We start from the raw sequence: 15058 nt of genomic DNA, 5'->3' as shown, positions 1-15058 counted from the left end.
AGATTCTAATATGGACATTCGCCACCTGGCTTTTCTGGCCAGTCAGCCTTCTGCTGCCTTAAAAAACCGCGAACGCTTCTGGGGCATGCCCAAACGCGGCCTGGCGTTCCTGCTGGCCAACGTCATGTTCTGGCAGCCGATGTGGGCGCAGGCAGACGGAATTGTGGTCAGCGCGCCCGGCACCACGCTCGACCTGACGGGCAACGGCGTGCCGATCATCAACATCGCCACGCCCAATGGCGCAGGGCTGTCGCACAACCAGTTCCACGATTACAACGTGGACGCCCAAGGCCTGATCCTCAACAACGCGACCAGCCGCACTCAGCTGACGCAGATGGGCGGGATCATTCTCGGTAACCCGAACCTGCGCGCAGCAGCTGCGCAAACCATCCTCAACGAAGTCAACGGCGGCAGTCCGAGCCAGTTGCGCGGTTACACCGAAGTGGCGGGGCAGTCAGCGCGGGTGATCGTCGCCAATCCATATGGCATCAGCTGTAACGGTTGCGGCTTCATCAATACACCACGCGTCACCCTCACCACCGGTAAACCGGTACTCGATGGCGCGGGTCGTCTGGATCGTTTCCAGGTCGATCAGGGCAGCGTTTCCATCGATGGCAAAGGTCTGGATGCCAGCGCTGTCGACAGCTTCGAAATCATTACCCGCAGTGCGCAGATCAACGCGCAGATCCACGCCAAAGGCCTGAACATCACCACCGGTCGCAACGATGTAAACGCCGAAACGCTCAACGCTACCGCGCGTGCCGATGACGGCAGCGCCAAGCCGCAACTGGCGATCGACTCTTCGGCACTCGGCGGGATGTACGCCGGGGCAATCAAACTGGTCGGGACCGAGGCCGGTGTTGGGGTGAAACTGGCGGGCGAGCTGGCGGCCAGCGCCGGGGATATCCAGATCGACGCCAATGGCCAACTGACGCTGGCCAAAGTCACGGCCAGCAATGCGGTCGACATCAAAGCCAAGGGGCTCGAAGCTCAACAGTCCGTTTACGCGGGCACGCAACTGGCTGCGCAAACCGCACAGGATCTGGTCAACCAGCAAAGCCTTGCCGCCCGGGATTCCGTGCGTCTGAGCAGCGGCGGTACGCTGACCAATGCCGGAGTGATCGAAGCCGGGGTGAACGCGGACAACAGCCGCAACAGCAATGGCGATCTCACTATCAACAGCGGTGCCGTGAGCAACCGTGGCAGTGTGTTGGCCAGTCGTTCGCTGAGCGCCAGTGCCGCCGGCGGGTTCGATAACCAGAACGGTATCGTCCAGGCCAGAAACGTCGCGCTGAGCGCCACTCGCCTGATCAACCAAGGAGCTGACGCACGGATCTACGGCGAAACCAGCCTGGCGTTCAACGTCCCGGCCATCGTCAACCTCAGTGGCTTGATCCGCTTTGCCGACGGTCAGGCGGCAGCGCTCTCGGTCGACAATCTGGACAACCGCAAAGGCCGGATTGAAATCGCCGGCGGTAGTTTGAAACTCAATGCGCGGGCGCTGCACAACGACGACGGCAAGATCATCGCCGGACGTCTGGATATCGATACCCGACAACTCGATAACGCTGGCGGCCTGCTTGCTGCCAGCCAAAGCGACACCAAAGTCGTTGCCCACGAACGTCTGAACAATGGCAAAGGCAAGATCCAGGCAAAGAACGACCTCGTCGTTTCGGGCGCCGAGCTGCTCAATCAGGGCGGTACGTTGGCCTCCGGTTCGATTCGGATTACCGGCACTCGGCTGGACAACAGCAGCAAGGGTGTCATCAGTGCCGAAAACGGCAATGTTGATCTGACGCTGGATCAGGATCTCGACAACCAAGACGGCAAGGTTCAGGCATCGAAACGCTTGAACGTCGCTGCCCAGAGCATCGACAACCGCAATGCCAGTCTGACCGGTAAAACCCTTGAACTGAACAGTCGCGGCAAGCTCGACAACACCCAAGGCACGATTTCATCCGATGACAGCGTGCTGGCCAGCGAAGACCTGGACAACACTCAGGGCCTGATTCAGGGCAACACGACCCTGAACCTGACCGCACGCGGTCTGGGCAACGCCAATGGCCAACTGCTCGGTGGTGTTGTCGATGCGACGCTGGACAATCTCACCAGCAATGACAAAGGCGCGATCAGTGCCGAAACCGGCAAGCTCACGCTGGTCGTCAACAAGCACCTGAACAATGCCTTGGGTCGACTGCAAGCCAGCCAGGGTGACGTGGATGTTCACGCCGGCAGTGTCGACAACCGCAAAGGTGTGGTGGCCGCGCAACAGTTGCTGTTGGTCGCTCGCGACGGTCATATCGACAACCGTGGCGGACGGGTCATTGGCGATCACCTCGACCTGCAAGCCGCCAGCCTCGATAACGGCGAGGGCGGTCTGTTGGCGGCGGGTGTTGACGGCGCTCGGCTGATTCTCAAGCAAACCGTTGCCGGTCAATCGCAACTGCTCAATCAAAAGGGCCGGATCCAGAGCGACGCCGATCTGTACATCGAAAGCGACACGGTCGACAACCGTGCCGGTGTCCTGCTGGGCAAAACCATTGAAGTCAACGCCACCGAACTGAACAACAGCGACAAGGGCGGCATCGTCGGCACGGGCGGTGACATTACGCTGAAAATTGCCGGGGTCTTCAAAAACGTCACGGGCGTGATCGACGCTGGCGAGCAACGCGTGCTGCTCGACCAATTGGTCGAACTCGACAATCGCGGCGGCACGTTGCGCGGCCAGCGTCTGGACATCACCAGTACGACCATCGACAACCGTGACGCGGGCCAGATCATTGCAGGCAGCGATGGTCTGAAAATCGTCGGTAGCACACTGCTGAACCAGCAGGGCGCAATCCTCGCCAATGGCAGCCACGCAGAACTCGCGCTCGGCGCCGGCAACCTGCAGAACCAGGGCGGTACGCTACAGGCCGACACCCTCGACATTACCAGCGCCGACCTCGACAACAGCGCAGTCAACGGCAAGGCCGGTTTGATCTCCAGCCTGCTGGGTGATCTGAAGTTGACGGTGACACGCCTGACCAACCGCGCCGGCAAGATCTTCGGCAAAGACCAGGTCGTTTTCGATGGCTCCAGCCTGGACAACTCGGGCGGCGAGATCAGCGGCAATCGACTGGGCCTCGAGGCGGTCAGTCAGATTCTCAATCAGGGCGGACTGATCGAGTCGGGCACGGACCTGAAACTGATCGGCGGCCAACTGAACAACAGCGCTGGCGGGCAGATTCGCGCACTGGGCGGCGCCTCCAGCCAGATCAAACTGACCGGCAACCTGAACAACCAGAACGGCGTCATCGAGATCGGCAGCCAGGATCTGGAACTTGCCGGTGCCCAGCTCAACAACCTCAGCGGCAATGTTCGTCACGCCGCTCAAGGGCTGTTCGATCTGGACCTGAGCAACCTGACCGGCTCTCAAGGCAGCCTCACCGGCCTGGGCAAAGGCGTTTGGGATATCGCTTCGGTCAATGGCGTGGGCACCTGGCAACTGAATGGTGGCCTGACCTACACCAGCACGCAGGGGTTGACCCTCAACGCCGGGGATCGCATCGCCAGTGCCTCGGCACTCAAACTGAATGTCGCAAGCCTGGAAAACGCCGGCGAACTGGCCAGCGACGGTGACCTTACGCTGAGCCTGGGTGGCAACCTGATCAACAGCGGACGGGTGTCCGCCAAACAGAAATTGGTTATCGGCGCCAACGACCTGATTCAGCGGGATGGCCGTCTGGTCAGCGGTGGCGACACCGAGCTGACACTGCGCGGCACCCTCGACAACCTGGGGCGACTGATTGCCAACCAAAACCTCACGGTCTCCGCTGCGCGGATCGACAACAAAGGCACGCTGGGCGCACAAGGCAACCTTCTGTTCAATGCCACCAACGGCATCAGCAACGGCCCTGACACGCTGTTGTTCAGCGGCGGCACGATGGAGTTGCACGGCAACAGCCTGAGCAACTTCTATGGCGATATCTACAGCCGCGGCAAGCTGACCTTCGACGCCGTTGGCGGTGGTCGGGCCTCATCGTTCAGCAACCTGTCGGGCACCCTCGAAGGCGAAGGTGACATCGACATCAACGCCGTTTCGTTTGAAAACGCCAAGGCAGAATTCGAGATGACCTCGGGGCAGTCGTCCGGCAGCCTGAGCTGGGTCTGCGCTCAGCACTGTGGCGGCGGCGATGGCTGGAAGCGCGGTTATATCACCATCAACACCGAGTTCAACGATAAGGTCTTGAAGGACTCGCGTGCGGCGCGATTTGTCGCCGGTAAGAACCTCACCATCCAGGCCAATAACGTTGAAAACCGTTACAGCCTACTGGCGGCGAATGGCGATCTGACCGTAACTGCCGACAATCTGTTGAACCAGGGTGCAGTCTCGCGCTCGGGCCATCGGGTGGTGAAAATCGGTACTCCCGGGCACATCGACAACAGCCTCTGGGACAAGATGGAATTCATCGACATCCCGGCCTTCAACGCGGCGGTCGCCGCTGGCAACTTCGACGAGGAGCGCTTCAACGAACTGGTCAGCCGCTCCAGCGACTCGCGTTTCGCGCAGACCAGTGATGTCACCACTTGGGATGAAAACGGCAACAACGTCTACTCGTCCGTGCTCCAGGCTGGTGGCAAGGTCAAACTGGACGTCGCCAACAGCATCCAGAACGGCACGCTCTACGACAACACCTACGATCAACTGACCGGCAAGCTCTCCAGCGATCAGACGACTTCGGTCGGCGGCATCAACATCAACCTGGGCAAGCACAGCACTGACGCCAGCGCCCAGGCGCCGAAAGACGTTACGCGTATCGAGCGCGTGGATGCCGATGGTGTGAAGCAGATCAGCTTCGTGCCTGTCGACTTCAAAGGCGTGCCATTTGCCGCTGTGGATCCGACGGCGTCCTCGACTTTCCGTCTGCCGAAAGGCCCGTACGGCATGTTCGTGCAGAGCTCGAACCCGCAGAACCGTTACCTGATAGAAACCAACCCGGAGCTGACCCAATCCGCGCCGTTCATGAGCTCCGATTACCTGCTGGGCAAACTCAGTTTCAGCGCCGATGAAGCGGCTCGCCGCCTGGGCGATGGCCGCTACGAGACGCGACTGATCAGCGACGCAGTGATGGCCCAGACCGGTCAGCGCTTCCTCGCTGGTGGCCTGAACAACGATTACGAGCAGTTCCGTTATCTGATGGATAACGCGCTCGCCAGCAAAAATGAGCTGAACCTGTCGATAGGGGTGAGCCTGACGTCCGCGCAAGTCGCAGCACTGATCCACGACATTGTGTGGATGGAAGAACGCGTCGTCGACGGTCAAAAAGTGCTGGTGCCGGTGCTCTATCTGGCCCAGGCCGAGTCACGCAACGTGCGTGGCGGCAGTCTGATTCAAGGTCGTGACCTGGAGCTGATGGCGGGCAATGATCTGGTCAACGTCGGCACGTTAAAGGCGACCAAGGATCTGTCTGTCGACGTCAAAGGCAGTCTTTATCAGGGCGGGCTGGTCGAAGCCAACGAGCGCATCACGCTCATGGCCTCCGACAGCATTCGCAACGCATTGGCCGGCGAGATTCGCGGCAATCAGGTCAGCCTCACCAGCCTCAAAGGCGACATCGTCAACGATCGCACCGCCGTCGCTGTACGTGACGGTAACGGTATGCGTACCCTGGTGGACGAAGGTGGCAACATCAGCGCACGCGACACGCTGACGATCAAGTCGGGCAACGACCTCGTCAACTCGTCATCCATCAGCAGCGGCGGCGACGCCACCCTGAGCGCCACTCGCGACATCAACCTGTTGGCGACGCGCAACGAAAGTGAGCTGCACGAGTCGTTCGATGGCGGCCATCGCTCGGTCATCACCACCACCGTGGAAAGCCTCGGCTCCAGCGTGAAAAGCGGCGGCAACCTGAAGCTCGACGCCGGCCGCGACCTCAACGTCCTCGCCAGCACCGCCGAGGCCAAGGGCAACCTGACCGCCGACGCCAAACGCGACATCTACCTGTCCTCGGCGGGCGACGAACACAACGTCGAAACCCACAGCAAGGACGGCAAGAAACGCGCTCACGAAGAAGACAACCACACTGTCCAGAAGGCTGCCGAGTTCATTGCCGGTGGCGACGTCAAGACCAATTCCGGTCGCGACACGACCCTGGTGGCAAGCAAGATCAGTGCAGGCAATGAAGCCTATGTCTACGCGGGTAATGACCTGAATCTGCTGGCCGCGCAGAACAAGGACTACACCCTCTACGACATGAAGGAGAAGGGAGGCTTCGGCAACCTGAAACTACAGCGCGACGAAGTCACCCAGATCACCCATGTCGGCAGTGAAATCAAGACCGGCGGCAATCTCTCGCTGGTCAGCAAGGGCGACCAGACCTATCAGGTGGCGAAGCTCGACAGCGGCAAGGACATCATCCTGGACAGTGGTGGCTCCATCACCTTCGAAGGGGTGAAGGATCTGCATGACGAGAGCCATACCAAAACCAACAACAACGCCGCGTGGGTATCCGCCAAAGGCCGCGGCAACACCGACGAAACCCTGCGCCAGACGCAGATGATTGCCAAGGGCAACATCGTGCTGAAGGCGGTTGATGGGCTGAAGATTGATATCAAGGATGTGAACCAGGAGTCGGTCAGCCAGACCATCGACACCATGGTCAAGGCAGATCCGCAGTTGGCGTGGCTGAAGGATGCTGAAGCGCGGGGGGATGTTGATTGGCGGCGAGTGAAGGAGATTCACGAGTCGTTCAAATACAGCAACTCGGGTCTTGGTCCTGCCTCGCAGATCATTATTGCGATCGTGATGGCGGCGTTTGTTGGTCCGGCAGCATTGAGTGCATTAAGTGCGATGGGGCCGGTATGGGCAGCAGGTCTGGCGGCTGTTGCAACGGGGGCAGCGACCAACGCAACGACTAGTTTTATCAATAATGGTGGCAATCTCGGAGCCGTATTCCAGGACGTGACGTCATCGGACGCGCTTTCAAGCTATGTGATTTCCGGGGTAACGGCTGGTCTTACGGCGGGGTATTTCGACAGCGTCCTGAAGACAACGACGAATCCTGTTACCGGCAAAGTCATGACGGATCTGAGCAGTCTTGAAGGCATCGGCCGTTTCGCTGGCAACCAGCTTTTGCAGAACACCACTTCGACGTTATTGGGTGGCGCACTCGGTCAGCACACAGATTTTGGGAATGCACTGACAGGGGCACTGCTGAGTACTCTGAATGCGGCAGCATTCAATGCTGTAGGTGATTTTGCAGCAAGTCAGGGTTGGAAGGATGGAGGTCTCGAAAAAATTGCTTTGCACGCTGTTGTGGGCGGTTTGTTGAACGAAGCAGCGGGAGGAGATTTTAAAACCGGAGCCTTGGCCGCTGGCGCCAATGAAGCGCTGGTAACCCAGTTAGCAGTCTTGGTGAAGAACGACAGCAACCTGTTGTCGATGTCTTCCCAGTTGGTAGGCGTTGCCGCGGCGGCAGTGAGCAATGGCAACGTACAAGAAGGCGCGACTATTGCGAAGGACGCCACCAACTACAACTACCTGCTACATCACGAAATTGTGGAAATGCTGGATGAGCAGGCTAAGTGCACATCTGATGCGTGTAAAACAGAAGTGCGGGAGCGCTACGCCACTCTGGATGAACAGAGAAATGCGGAGTTGGGTAGCCTTTGTCAGACAAACATAACAGCCTGCAACAAGATTTCCGCGGAGCTACAAGCCGATGCGCCAAAAATCCGGGAGCTCGCCGAGCAGCTTCGGTTAAGCGGACAAACGGGCGCTGCTTTAAACGTGGGTTGGAATATCACCGAGAGCAACCAAGCAGCCCAAAATACGATCACCAGAGAGACCGTTGTTCAGCGTGATGGAGAGGGCGCGGCCTTTTGGGGAGATGCTGCAGAGTTTCTGGCAGATAATGGCGGCGGCAAGCCTGGCAGCAAGGGAGCCACCAAAAACACTGTTACCGATAGCACAGTTACGACTTCAAAGAGCGCCTCAGGTACAGGAGGCTCGGTTGCAGATGACGTTCCTCCTGCTACGTCAGCAACCTCGCGTGTAGGTTTGCGTGAAGAACTTGCAAGACAAGCGGGTATTCCAAGAGATATTGTTGGTAATCCTGCAAGCGTTTGGGGCAAAACAATGGAGGATATCAAATATTCGTTTACCATGGACGGAGCTACTTTGACACAAACATATAAGGCGAAATCCTCAGGTAATGCTGAAGTGTATAAGGTCGAAGGTAGTGCGACGGGTATTAAAGAAATACAACATAGTCCTTCAACGATAAACAAGAATGTGCCGCCGTCTGAGCATAGGGGTGAATATTATAAAATTACCTATTCTGATGGGTCGAAGGACAAGATTGTGGATGTCAATGAATATCGGCCAAAGTTTACCTCGGGCGGCGCAGTGATTTATGATAAAAATACCCGATATCTTAACCATCAAGGTGAGGAAGTGAGATTTTCCCCTAGTGACAATACGTGGAAACCATTATGAGCCATCATGAGAGTTACCCCATATCATGGGTTGCACCTATATTGCCATCAGTGTCACTCGCTGGAATTCCTTTGGGTTCAAGTAATGAAGTATTGGCGAGGTCACTGGATAAATATCTCGTTTACGGTAAAGAGGGGATTTATAAATTTGAGTTTGGGCCAGATCTCCATTTGGCCTGGAGCTCAATTGATGGTCTTGGTGACGGTGGATATCGTTTTTCTTTTACCGCTCTAAGTGCAACGTCATTTGGAAACGCAGACGAGTGTGCCTTATATATTATGATCCGGGGCGGTAAGGTATACGCTATTAAGGTCTATGCTCCTGAATATCCGAATAACTCCGGCTCAGCATTGGTATATCAAGGAAAGCTCTCTTCCGGCTTTGGCCTCGGTGATTCCGTTTCGGATTTGTCAATATATGCCGATCTAAGTTTTGATGAAGGCGAAGAGTGGTTTGTTTCCGGTGCTTTTCCAGGGCTTGAGATTAGCGGTTGGGGAGTGCCGCTGGAGGATTATCCTGAGCAAGTAATCACGGCGATCGCAATTGTATGATGTCTCGGGTAAAGGAGAAAAAGGAAAACCCAAAGGGAGCTGGGTTTGTTTGAAAAGTAAAAATATGTCGATTGATGATATTAGCACCCTGAGTCAAAGCTAATGGCGGTCTAGGTCAAGAAAGGGCAGAAAGTGTCGGAAAAGGGGGCTGCCGGAAAAGGGGACACGGAAAAGCGGAAAAGGGGACAGATTTATTTGATTTAATAAATTCATCCCCTTTTTTGTAATGTTAAACCCGTCGATAAATAGGTGATTGGGATGGACCAAAAAGTATACGAGTTGCTTAACGGTATTCCGGAGGAGGCAGATTATGCGGTGAGTGCAGGGGATCTTGATCCGGAAGACATACCACTAAACCGAATTGAAGCTGTGAAGGAATTGCTTCTAGATACAGTCGGTGATGACGAGCGATTTTTTGCAGCGAAACTACTGACCAGTTGGGGAATTCATGAAGGTCTGGTTGCTCTTGAAAGAAGTATGGAGAGCCCGGAGAGTTTGGAAGGTACGTACAGTCATCGGCTGCATGGATATGACGATACGTATTGCCAGATACTAATGGCTGTGACTAAATATTTTGCCAATGTGGCTGATAGGGGAGATACAGACTTGGCGCGAGCGCAGGTTTTTTCTCCCTTGACGAAAATTATTGAATTGTCGAATAGCAAACCCTTTGAGATAGGGAAAATTTTTGATTTTGTCGTTAATGAAAAATATCTTGAATATTTGCCTTATATAAGGAATCACCTTTCCTTGATAATCGATCATCCAGATATTCATCGCTGGAAAATCTATGATGCTATTGAGTGCTTGTTGAAGCTGGATTCGAAGTTTGTTATGTCTCTCCTGAAAGAAAAAAATAAGACGGTTGAAGATTTCAGACCGTCAGTGGCACGTTGAATGAAGATCGGCAGTCGACGCGGTCTAAGTTAAAGGGGGGCAAGGAATACACTGATCAATGCTTGTATGCATTACGGAATGCATCTGCAATTGTAAAGCAGAAGGTTTAATAATGGATCCGAGAATCTATGAATTGCTCAATGGTATTCCAGAAAATGCAGACTATGCCGCAGAAGCAGGAGATCTGGAGGTTGAGGATATTCCACAGGATAGACTCGACTCTGTGAAAGAGCTACTTCGTGAATCGAATGATGAATTAGTACGATTTTATGCTGCAAAGCTGTTAACGAGTTGGGGCGCTCGTGAAGGCCTGGTCGCCTTGGAAGAGTTTATGAGTAAGCCTGAAGTTTTTGAAGGGCTATATGTTCACCGGTTACATGGTTATGATGATACCTATCGCCATATATTAATGGCGGTGACAATGTACTTTGCAAATGTCGCTGATAAAGAAGGGAAAGAAGTCGCAAGGGTACACGTTTGCGATCTCCTTTTGAAGATTGTTGCGTTAGCCGGAGTGAGGCCTTTCGAGATTTCCGAAATGCTTCGCTTTGTTAGGCGTGAAAACTATATCGAATACTTGGCGCCACTAAAGCAGTATCTTTTGTCGATAATTGATCATCCAGAGGTGCATCGTTGGAAAATTTATGATGCTCTGGAGTTTTTTATGACTTTCGATTCGGAGTTTGTCGTGTCTTTATTGAAAAGTAAAAATATGTCTATTGATGATTTTAGCCCCCCCCCCCCCCCCCCCCCCCCTGAGTCAAAGCTGATGGCGGTCTAGCTTGGGAGGGGGGATTCTATTTAATAAATATGCTCCCCTTGTTTTGAAAACCTTTTGTTTCATGCTTTTAGCATTTGATGGGAATGCATATGTCACCCTCGGAAACTGCAAAATTTTTAATGGAAATTTAGGAGGGAAAACTGCCAAGCACGGTATTAAATAGGGTGCTAGAGGCTGATCCCGGTATGGATAAGTATGAATTAGCTAATGTTTTCCTGACGAGATTTGATCGCTTGGACAGTAAGGTTCTGCCTGCGATATGGCATTGGAAAAGCGTCAGATCAATTAGAGGAATGTCTGACGAACAATTTGATGTGACCGTGCTTGCTCTGATGAGGTCCGCGGGTTATAGGGTTTGAAAGGAAAGATGAAAAGGGGCGGTTCTTTTCTTCATCATTATTGGGAACGAGACCCCAGGCATGATCCTGCTAATGGAGCGGTTGATGTGTAAACCCCCAAATTCCGTAGTTGCAGCGCTTTTCAAATATCGCCACGGTGTAGGTGTTGCCTTGTTGGCGGCGGCACTCATAAATGGTTATTTTCAGTTCAATGGCAGTTGGGGACGTTTTTTCACTGTGCTCGCGGTTCAGCTGTGGTTTGCGCAGGGGGTCTATTGCTACTTCTGCGGTGCGAGCATTTCCATTGCCCCGGGTGGGTTGGGAAGAGATGCAGATCCCGAATGGCGTGCGGCTTTGGCGGCCTTTGCCTTCTTTCTATACGCCGTATTTTTCTTTCTGGATTACCAGTATTAGCGACTGATCCGATAGAGCCATCGTTGCCTCCCTCCCAGAGCTGAAACCCCAAATGAAAACGCCCCGAACAGCTCGGGGCGTTTTTGTATGCCGGGCGGCAGGTTTATCTGAACGCCGGCACCACATGCTTAATAAACAACTCCAGCGACTTCTTCTTCTCCGCATGCGGCAAGCTGTTGTCGCACCAGAAACTGAACTCATCCACCCCCAGTTCCTGGTAGTACTTGATCCGCGGAATGATCTCTTCCGGTGTACCGATCATGGCGGTCTTGTGCAGACTCTCCAGCTCAAACTCCGGACGACCAGCAAATTTCTCTTCCGGGCTCGGGGCGAGGAAACCATTAACCGGCACTTCCTTGTTGCCGAACCACGCATCGAACGTGCGATAGAAACGTGAGATGGCTTTCGCGCCCACCTTCCAGCCTTCCGGGTCATCCGCCGAGTGCACGTGGGTATGACGCAGCACCATCAATTGTGGACGCGGCACATTGGGGTTGTTGTCCAGCGCAGTCTGGAACTTGTTCTTCAGATCGAGGACTTCTTCGTCGCCCTTCATCAGCGGCGTGACCATCACGTTGCAACCGTTGGCAACGGCGAAGTTGTGCGAGTCCGGGTCGCGGGCGGCGATCCACATCGGCGGGTTCGGCTTCTGGATGGGTTTCGGCACGCTGGTGGAGGTGGGGAATTTCCAGATGTCGCCGTTGTGGGCGTAGTCGCCTTGCCACAGCGCGCGCACCACCGGGACCATTTCCCGCAGTGCCTGTCCACCGCTGGAGGCGGGCATGCCGCCGGCCATGCGATCGAATTCCACCTGATAGGCGCCACGCGCAAGGCCGACTTCCATCCGGCCGTTGCTGATCACGTCGAGCAGGGCGCATTCACCGGCGACCCGCAGCGGGTGCCAGAACGGCGCGATGATGGTGCCGGCGCCCAGGTGAATGGTGGTGGTCTTGGCCGCGAGGTAGGCCAGCAGCGGCATCGGGCTCGGCGAGATGGTGTATTCCATCGCGTGGTGTTCGCCGATCCACACGGTGCTGAAACCACCGGCCTCGGCCATCAACGTCAGTTCGGTCAGGTCTTCGAACAGTTGACGGTGGCTGACGCTTTCGTCCCAGCGTTCCATGTGTACGAACAGGGAAAATTTCATGACGCTACCTCGAATCTCTTGTGGTCGGCCGGTCGCTTGCCAGCCTGTTTAAGTGCAATCGTGCGGATCAGGCGAAGGCGGGCAGGGCGCCCATCTTGCCGTGGCAATACACCAGCGGGCCGGCGTCCTGCTGAGGGACGATGAGGTTTTTCACCGCGCCGACCATGATCGCGTGGTCGCCGCCTTCGTATTCGCGCCACAGCTCACATTCGATGATAGCCGTCGCGTTGGCCAGGATCGGGTTGCCCAGTTCGCTCAGCGTCCACTCGATGCCCTGCGCCTTGTCCTTGCCTTTGCGGGCGAACGCGTAGGCTTCGCTTTGCTGACCGCCGGACAGGACGTGAATGGCAAAGCGTTTGTTCTTGATCAGGACAGGGTAGGAATCGGAACTGTAGTTGGGGCAGAACAGCACCAGGGCCGGGTCCATGGACAGCGAACTGAAGGCGCTGGCGGTGAGGCCGACGATCTGGCCGTCGTCATCAAGCGTGGTGATGACAGTGACGCCGGACGGGAACGAGCCCATGACTTGTTTGTAGACGGCAGCATCGATCATTGGTCAATCCTCGAGTGCGGTGAAGCGTTTTTTATGTGTTTATGGGTCTGATGGTATACCGTAATACGTCGATTGCAAGCGCTTTTTTGGTGAAACGATAAACGTGGTTCATCCGTCGGAAACTCAGCATTTACGGGGCTTTGCTCTAGCCGTGAGCGCTGGCTATGAGGGAGGATGCCGGATCAGATGCCGTCGTAAAGAGCGGATCAGTCTTGTGAAAATGTTGGAATACCATAATATGGTCTTCATCTGAGGAGCGGCCACGAAGCGCTCCCGGTTTGGCTTCATACAACGATAAGAACAGACCCAATCGAGTTCATTTTTATGTCCCAGATGTCCCGGCAAGATCCGTTGATCGAGAATCACACGGTCGACTACGTCCCACTCGCGGAACGCCACGGGAAGGCCCGCGACCTTTTCACTCTATGGTTCAGCACCAACATTGCGCCACTGCCCATCGTCACCGGCGCCATGGTGGTTCAGGTGTTTCATCTCGACCTGTTCTGGGGGCTGCTGGCGATAGCGCTGGGGCACATGATCGGCGGGGTGGTGATCGCCCTGGCGTCGGCGCAAGGCCCGCGCATGGGCATTCCGCAAATGGTGCAGAGTCGTGGCCAGTTCGGACGTTATGGTGCGCTGCTGATCGTGTTCTTCGCAGCGATCATCTATATCGGCTTCTTCATTTCCAACATCGTGCTGGCCGGCAAGTCCATCGTCGGCATTGCGCCGTCGGTGCCGGCGCCGTTGAGTATTCTGATCGGTGCCCTGAGCGCCACGGCCATCGGCGTGATCGGCTACAACTTCATCCACACGCTCAACCGCATCGGCACCTGGGTGATGGGCAGCGCGCTGCTGGCCGGGTTCATCTACATCTTTGCCCATGAGTTGCCGGCGGACTTCTTTACCCGTGGCAGCTTCAACCTGTCCGGGTGGCTGGCGACGGTATCGCTGGGGATCATCTGGCAGATCAGTTTCTCGCCGTACGTCTCCGACTATTCCCGTTACCTGCCAGCGGACATCGGGATCGGCAAGCCATTTATCGCGACTTATCTGGGCGCCACGCTGGGCACGATTCTGTCGTTCACCTTCGGCGCGGTGGCGGTACTGGCGACGCCGGAAGGCACTGAGGCGATGGCGGCGGTCAAGCAGTCCACCGGTTGGCTGGGGCCGATTCTGATGGTGCTGTTCCTGCTCAATATCATCAGTCACAACGCGCTGAATCTGTATGGTGCGGTGCTGTCGATCATCACCTCAATCCAGACCTTTGCCAGCCAGTGGACGCCGAGCATCAAGGTGCGGGTGATCTTGTCGAGCGTGGTGCTGGCGGGCTGCTGCGTGGTGGCGCTGGGTGCCTCGGCGGATTTCATTTCCGAGTTCATCGGGTTGATTCTGGCGTTGCTGCTGGTGCTGGTGCCGTGGGCGTCGATCAACCTGATCGACTTCTACCTGATCAAGCGTGGCAGTTACGACATCGCCTCGATCTTCCGCGCCGATGGCGGCATTTATGGACGCTTCAACCTGCACGCGATCATCGCCTATTTCATCGGCATCATCGTGCAGCTGCCATTCGCCAACACATCGTTGTATGTCGGGCCGTATGCCAATCTGGTGGAGGGTGCGGACCTGTCGTGGCTGGTCGGCCTGATCGTCACATGCCCGCTGTATTACTGCCTGGCGACCCGTGGGCAGGCGCAGCAGAGTAGGGCGACGCGGTTGGGTTTTACCGACTGAGCGTTTGCTGGCTGTCCAAACAATGCCCGGCACATCGTCGGGCATTGTTGTTTCCGCATCCCGGCGGTCACGCAAATTGGCCGTTTCGATCCCCTTTTGGCCAACCGGCTACTGTCCTGCGTCTACGCTGTCAGCAAGAATCGAAGCCACAACTAAATGCTGCA

General features: G+C 55.8%; 8 protein-coding genes. 6 read left to right on the top strand and 2 right to left on the bottom strand.

Annotated elements, in window-relative coordinates; genetic code table 11:
* The first annotated feature begins 10 nt into the window (after window positions 1–10).
* The 5 genes from K3819_RS17080 (at window position 11) to K3819_RS17060 (ending at window position 11463) form a co-directional block, all read left to right on the top strand.
* The gene (locus K3819_RS17080) at window positions 11–8482 is read left to right on the top strand and encodes a DUF637 domain-containing protein (protein WP_260328932.1); all 8472 of its coding nucleotides are present in this window, start codon (window positions 11–13) and stop codon (window positions 8480–8482) included.
* Window positions 8479–9033, top strand: coding sequence for a hypothetical protein (locus K3819_RS17075; RefSeq protein ID WP_221397540.1), 555 nt, complete (start codon window positions 8479–8481; stop codon window positions 9031–9033). Before K3819_RS17080 ends, K3819_RS17075 begins: the two co-directional genes overlap by 4 nt.
* Before the next feature lie 258 nt (window positions 9034–9291).
* Window positions 9292–9930 carry a hypothetical protein gene (locus K3819_RS17070; RefSeq protein WP_221397539.1) on the top strand — a complete coding sequence of 213 codons (639 nt, stop codon included), beginning with the start codon at window positions 9292–9294 and terminating at the stop codon, window positions 9928–9930.
* A 112-nt stretch (window positions 9931–10042) separates the two neighbouring features.
* Window positions 10043–10711: a hypothetical protein gene (locus K3819_RS17065; RefSeq protein WP_221397538.1), complete on the top strand. Its 669-nt coding sequence runs from the start codon at window positions 10043–10045 to the stop codon at window positions 10709–10711.
* A gap of 419 nt (window positions 10712–11130) precedes the next feature.
* Window positions 11131–11463, top strand: coding sequence for a hypothetical protein (locus K3819_RS17060; RefSeq protein WP_221397537.1), 333 nt, complete (start codon window positions 11131–11133; stop codon window positions 11461–11463).
* A 103-nt stretch (window positions 11464–11566) separates the two neighbouring features.
* On the opposite strand, the gene K3819_RS17055 is transcribed toward K3819_RS17060, so the two are convergent.
* Both K3819_RS17055 and K3819_RS17050 read right to left on the bottom strand, forming a co-directional pair.
* Complete coding sequence (locus tag K3819_RS17055) at window positions 11567–12610, bottom strand: LLM class flavin-dependent oxidoreductase (protein WP_221397536.1); 1044 nt, start codon at window positions 12608–12610, stop codon at window positions 11567–11569.
* Window positions 12611–12677: 67 nt separating this feature from the next.
* Window positions 12678–13163 (bottom strand): flavin reductase family protein, encoded by a 486-nt coding sequence (locus tag K3819_RS17050; protein ID WP_007950450.1) that lies wholly within the window; start codon window positions 13161–13163, stop codon window positions 12678–12680.
* Between the two features lie 324 nt (window positions 13164–13487).
* On the opposite strand from K3819_RS17050, the gene K3819_RS17045 reads away from it, so the two are divergent.
* Entirely contained in the window at window positions 13488–14894 is a 1407-nt protein-coding gene (locus tag K3819_RS17045; RefSeq protein ID WP_064380468.1) for a cytosine permease, read from the top strand.
* Window positions 14895–15058 lie beyond the last annotated feature (164 nt).

Source organism: Pseudomonas sp. 3-2 (genome assembly GCF_019710535.1).
GTDB classification, from domain to species: Bacteria; Pseudomonadota; Gammaproteobacteria; order Pseudomonadales; family Pseudomonadaceae; genus Aquipseudomonas; species Aquipseudomonas pharyngis.
This window is presented reverse-complemented; position numbering and strand designations above follow the sequence as displayed.

Bases quoted from the DNA above. Each gene is read 5' to 3' on its own strand.
- K3819_RS17080 (WP_260328932.1), top strand. From the start codon at position 11: ATGGACATTCGCCACCTGGCTTTTCTGGCCAGTCAGCCTTCTGCTGCC.
- K3819_RS17075 (WP_221397540.1), top strand. From the start codon at position 8,479: ATGAGCCATCATGAGAGTTACCCCATATCATGGGTTGCACCTATATTG.
- K3819_RS17070 (WP_221397539.1), top strand. From the start codon at position 9,292: ATGGACCAAAAAGTATACGAGTTGCTTAACGGTATTCCGGAGGAGGCA.
- K3819_RS17065 (WP_221397538.1), top strand. From the start codon at position 10,043: ATGGATCCGAGAATCTATGAATTGCTCAATGGTATTCCAGAAAATGCA.
- K3819_RS17060 (WP_221397537.1), top strand. From the start codon at position 11,131: ATGATCCTGCTAATGGAGCGGTTGATGTGTAAACCCCCAAATTCCGTA.
- K3819_RS17055 (WP_221397536.1), bottom strand. From the start codon at position 12,610: ATGAAATTTTCCCTGTTCGTACACATGGAACGCTGGGACGAAAGCGTC.
- K3819_RS17050 (WP_007950450.1), bottom strand. From the start codon at position 13,163: ATGATCGATGCTGCCGTCTACAAACAAGTCATGGGCTCGTTCCCGTCC.
- K3819_RS17045 (WP_064380468.1), top strand. From the start codon at position 13,488: ATGTCCCAGATGTCCCGGCAAGATCCGTTGATCGAGAATCACACGGTC.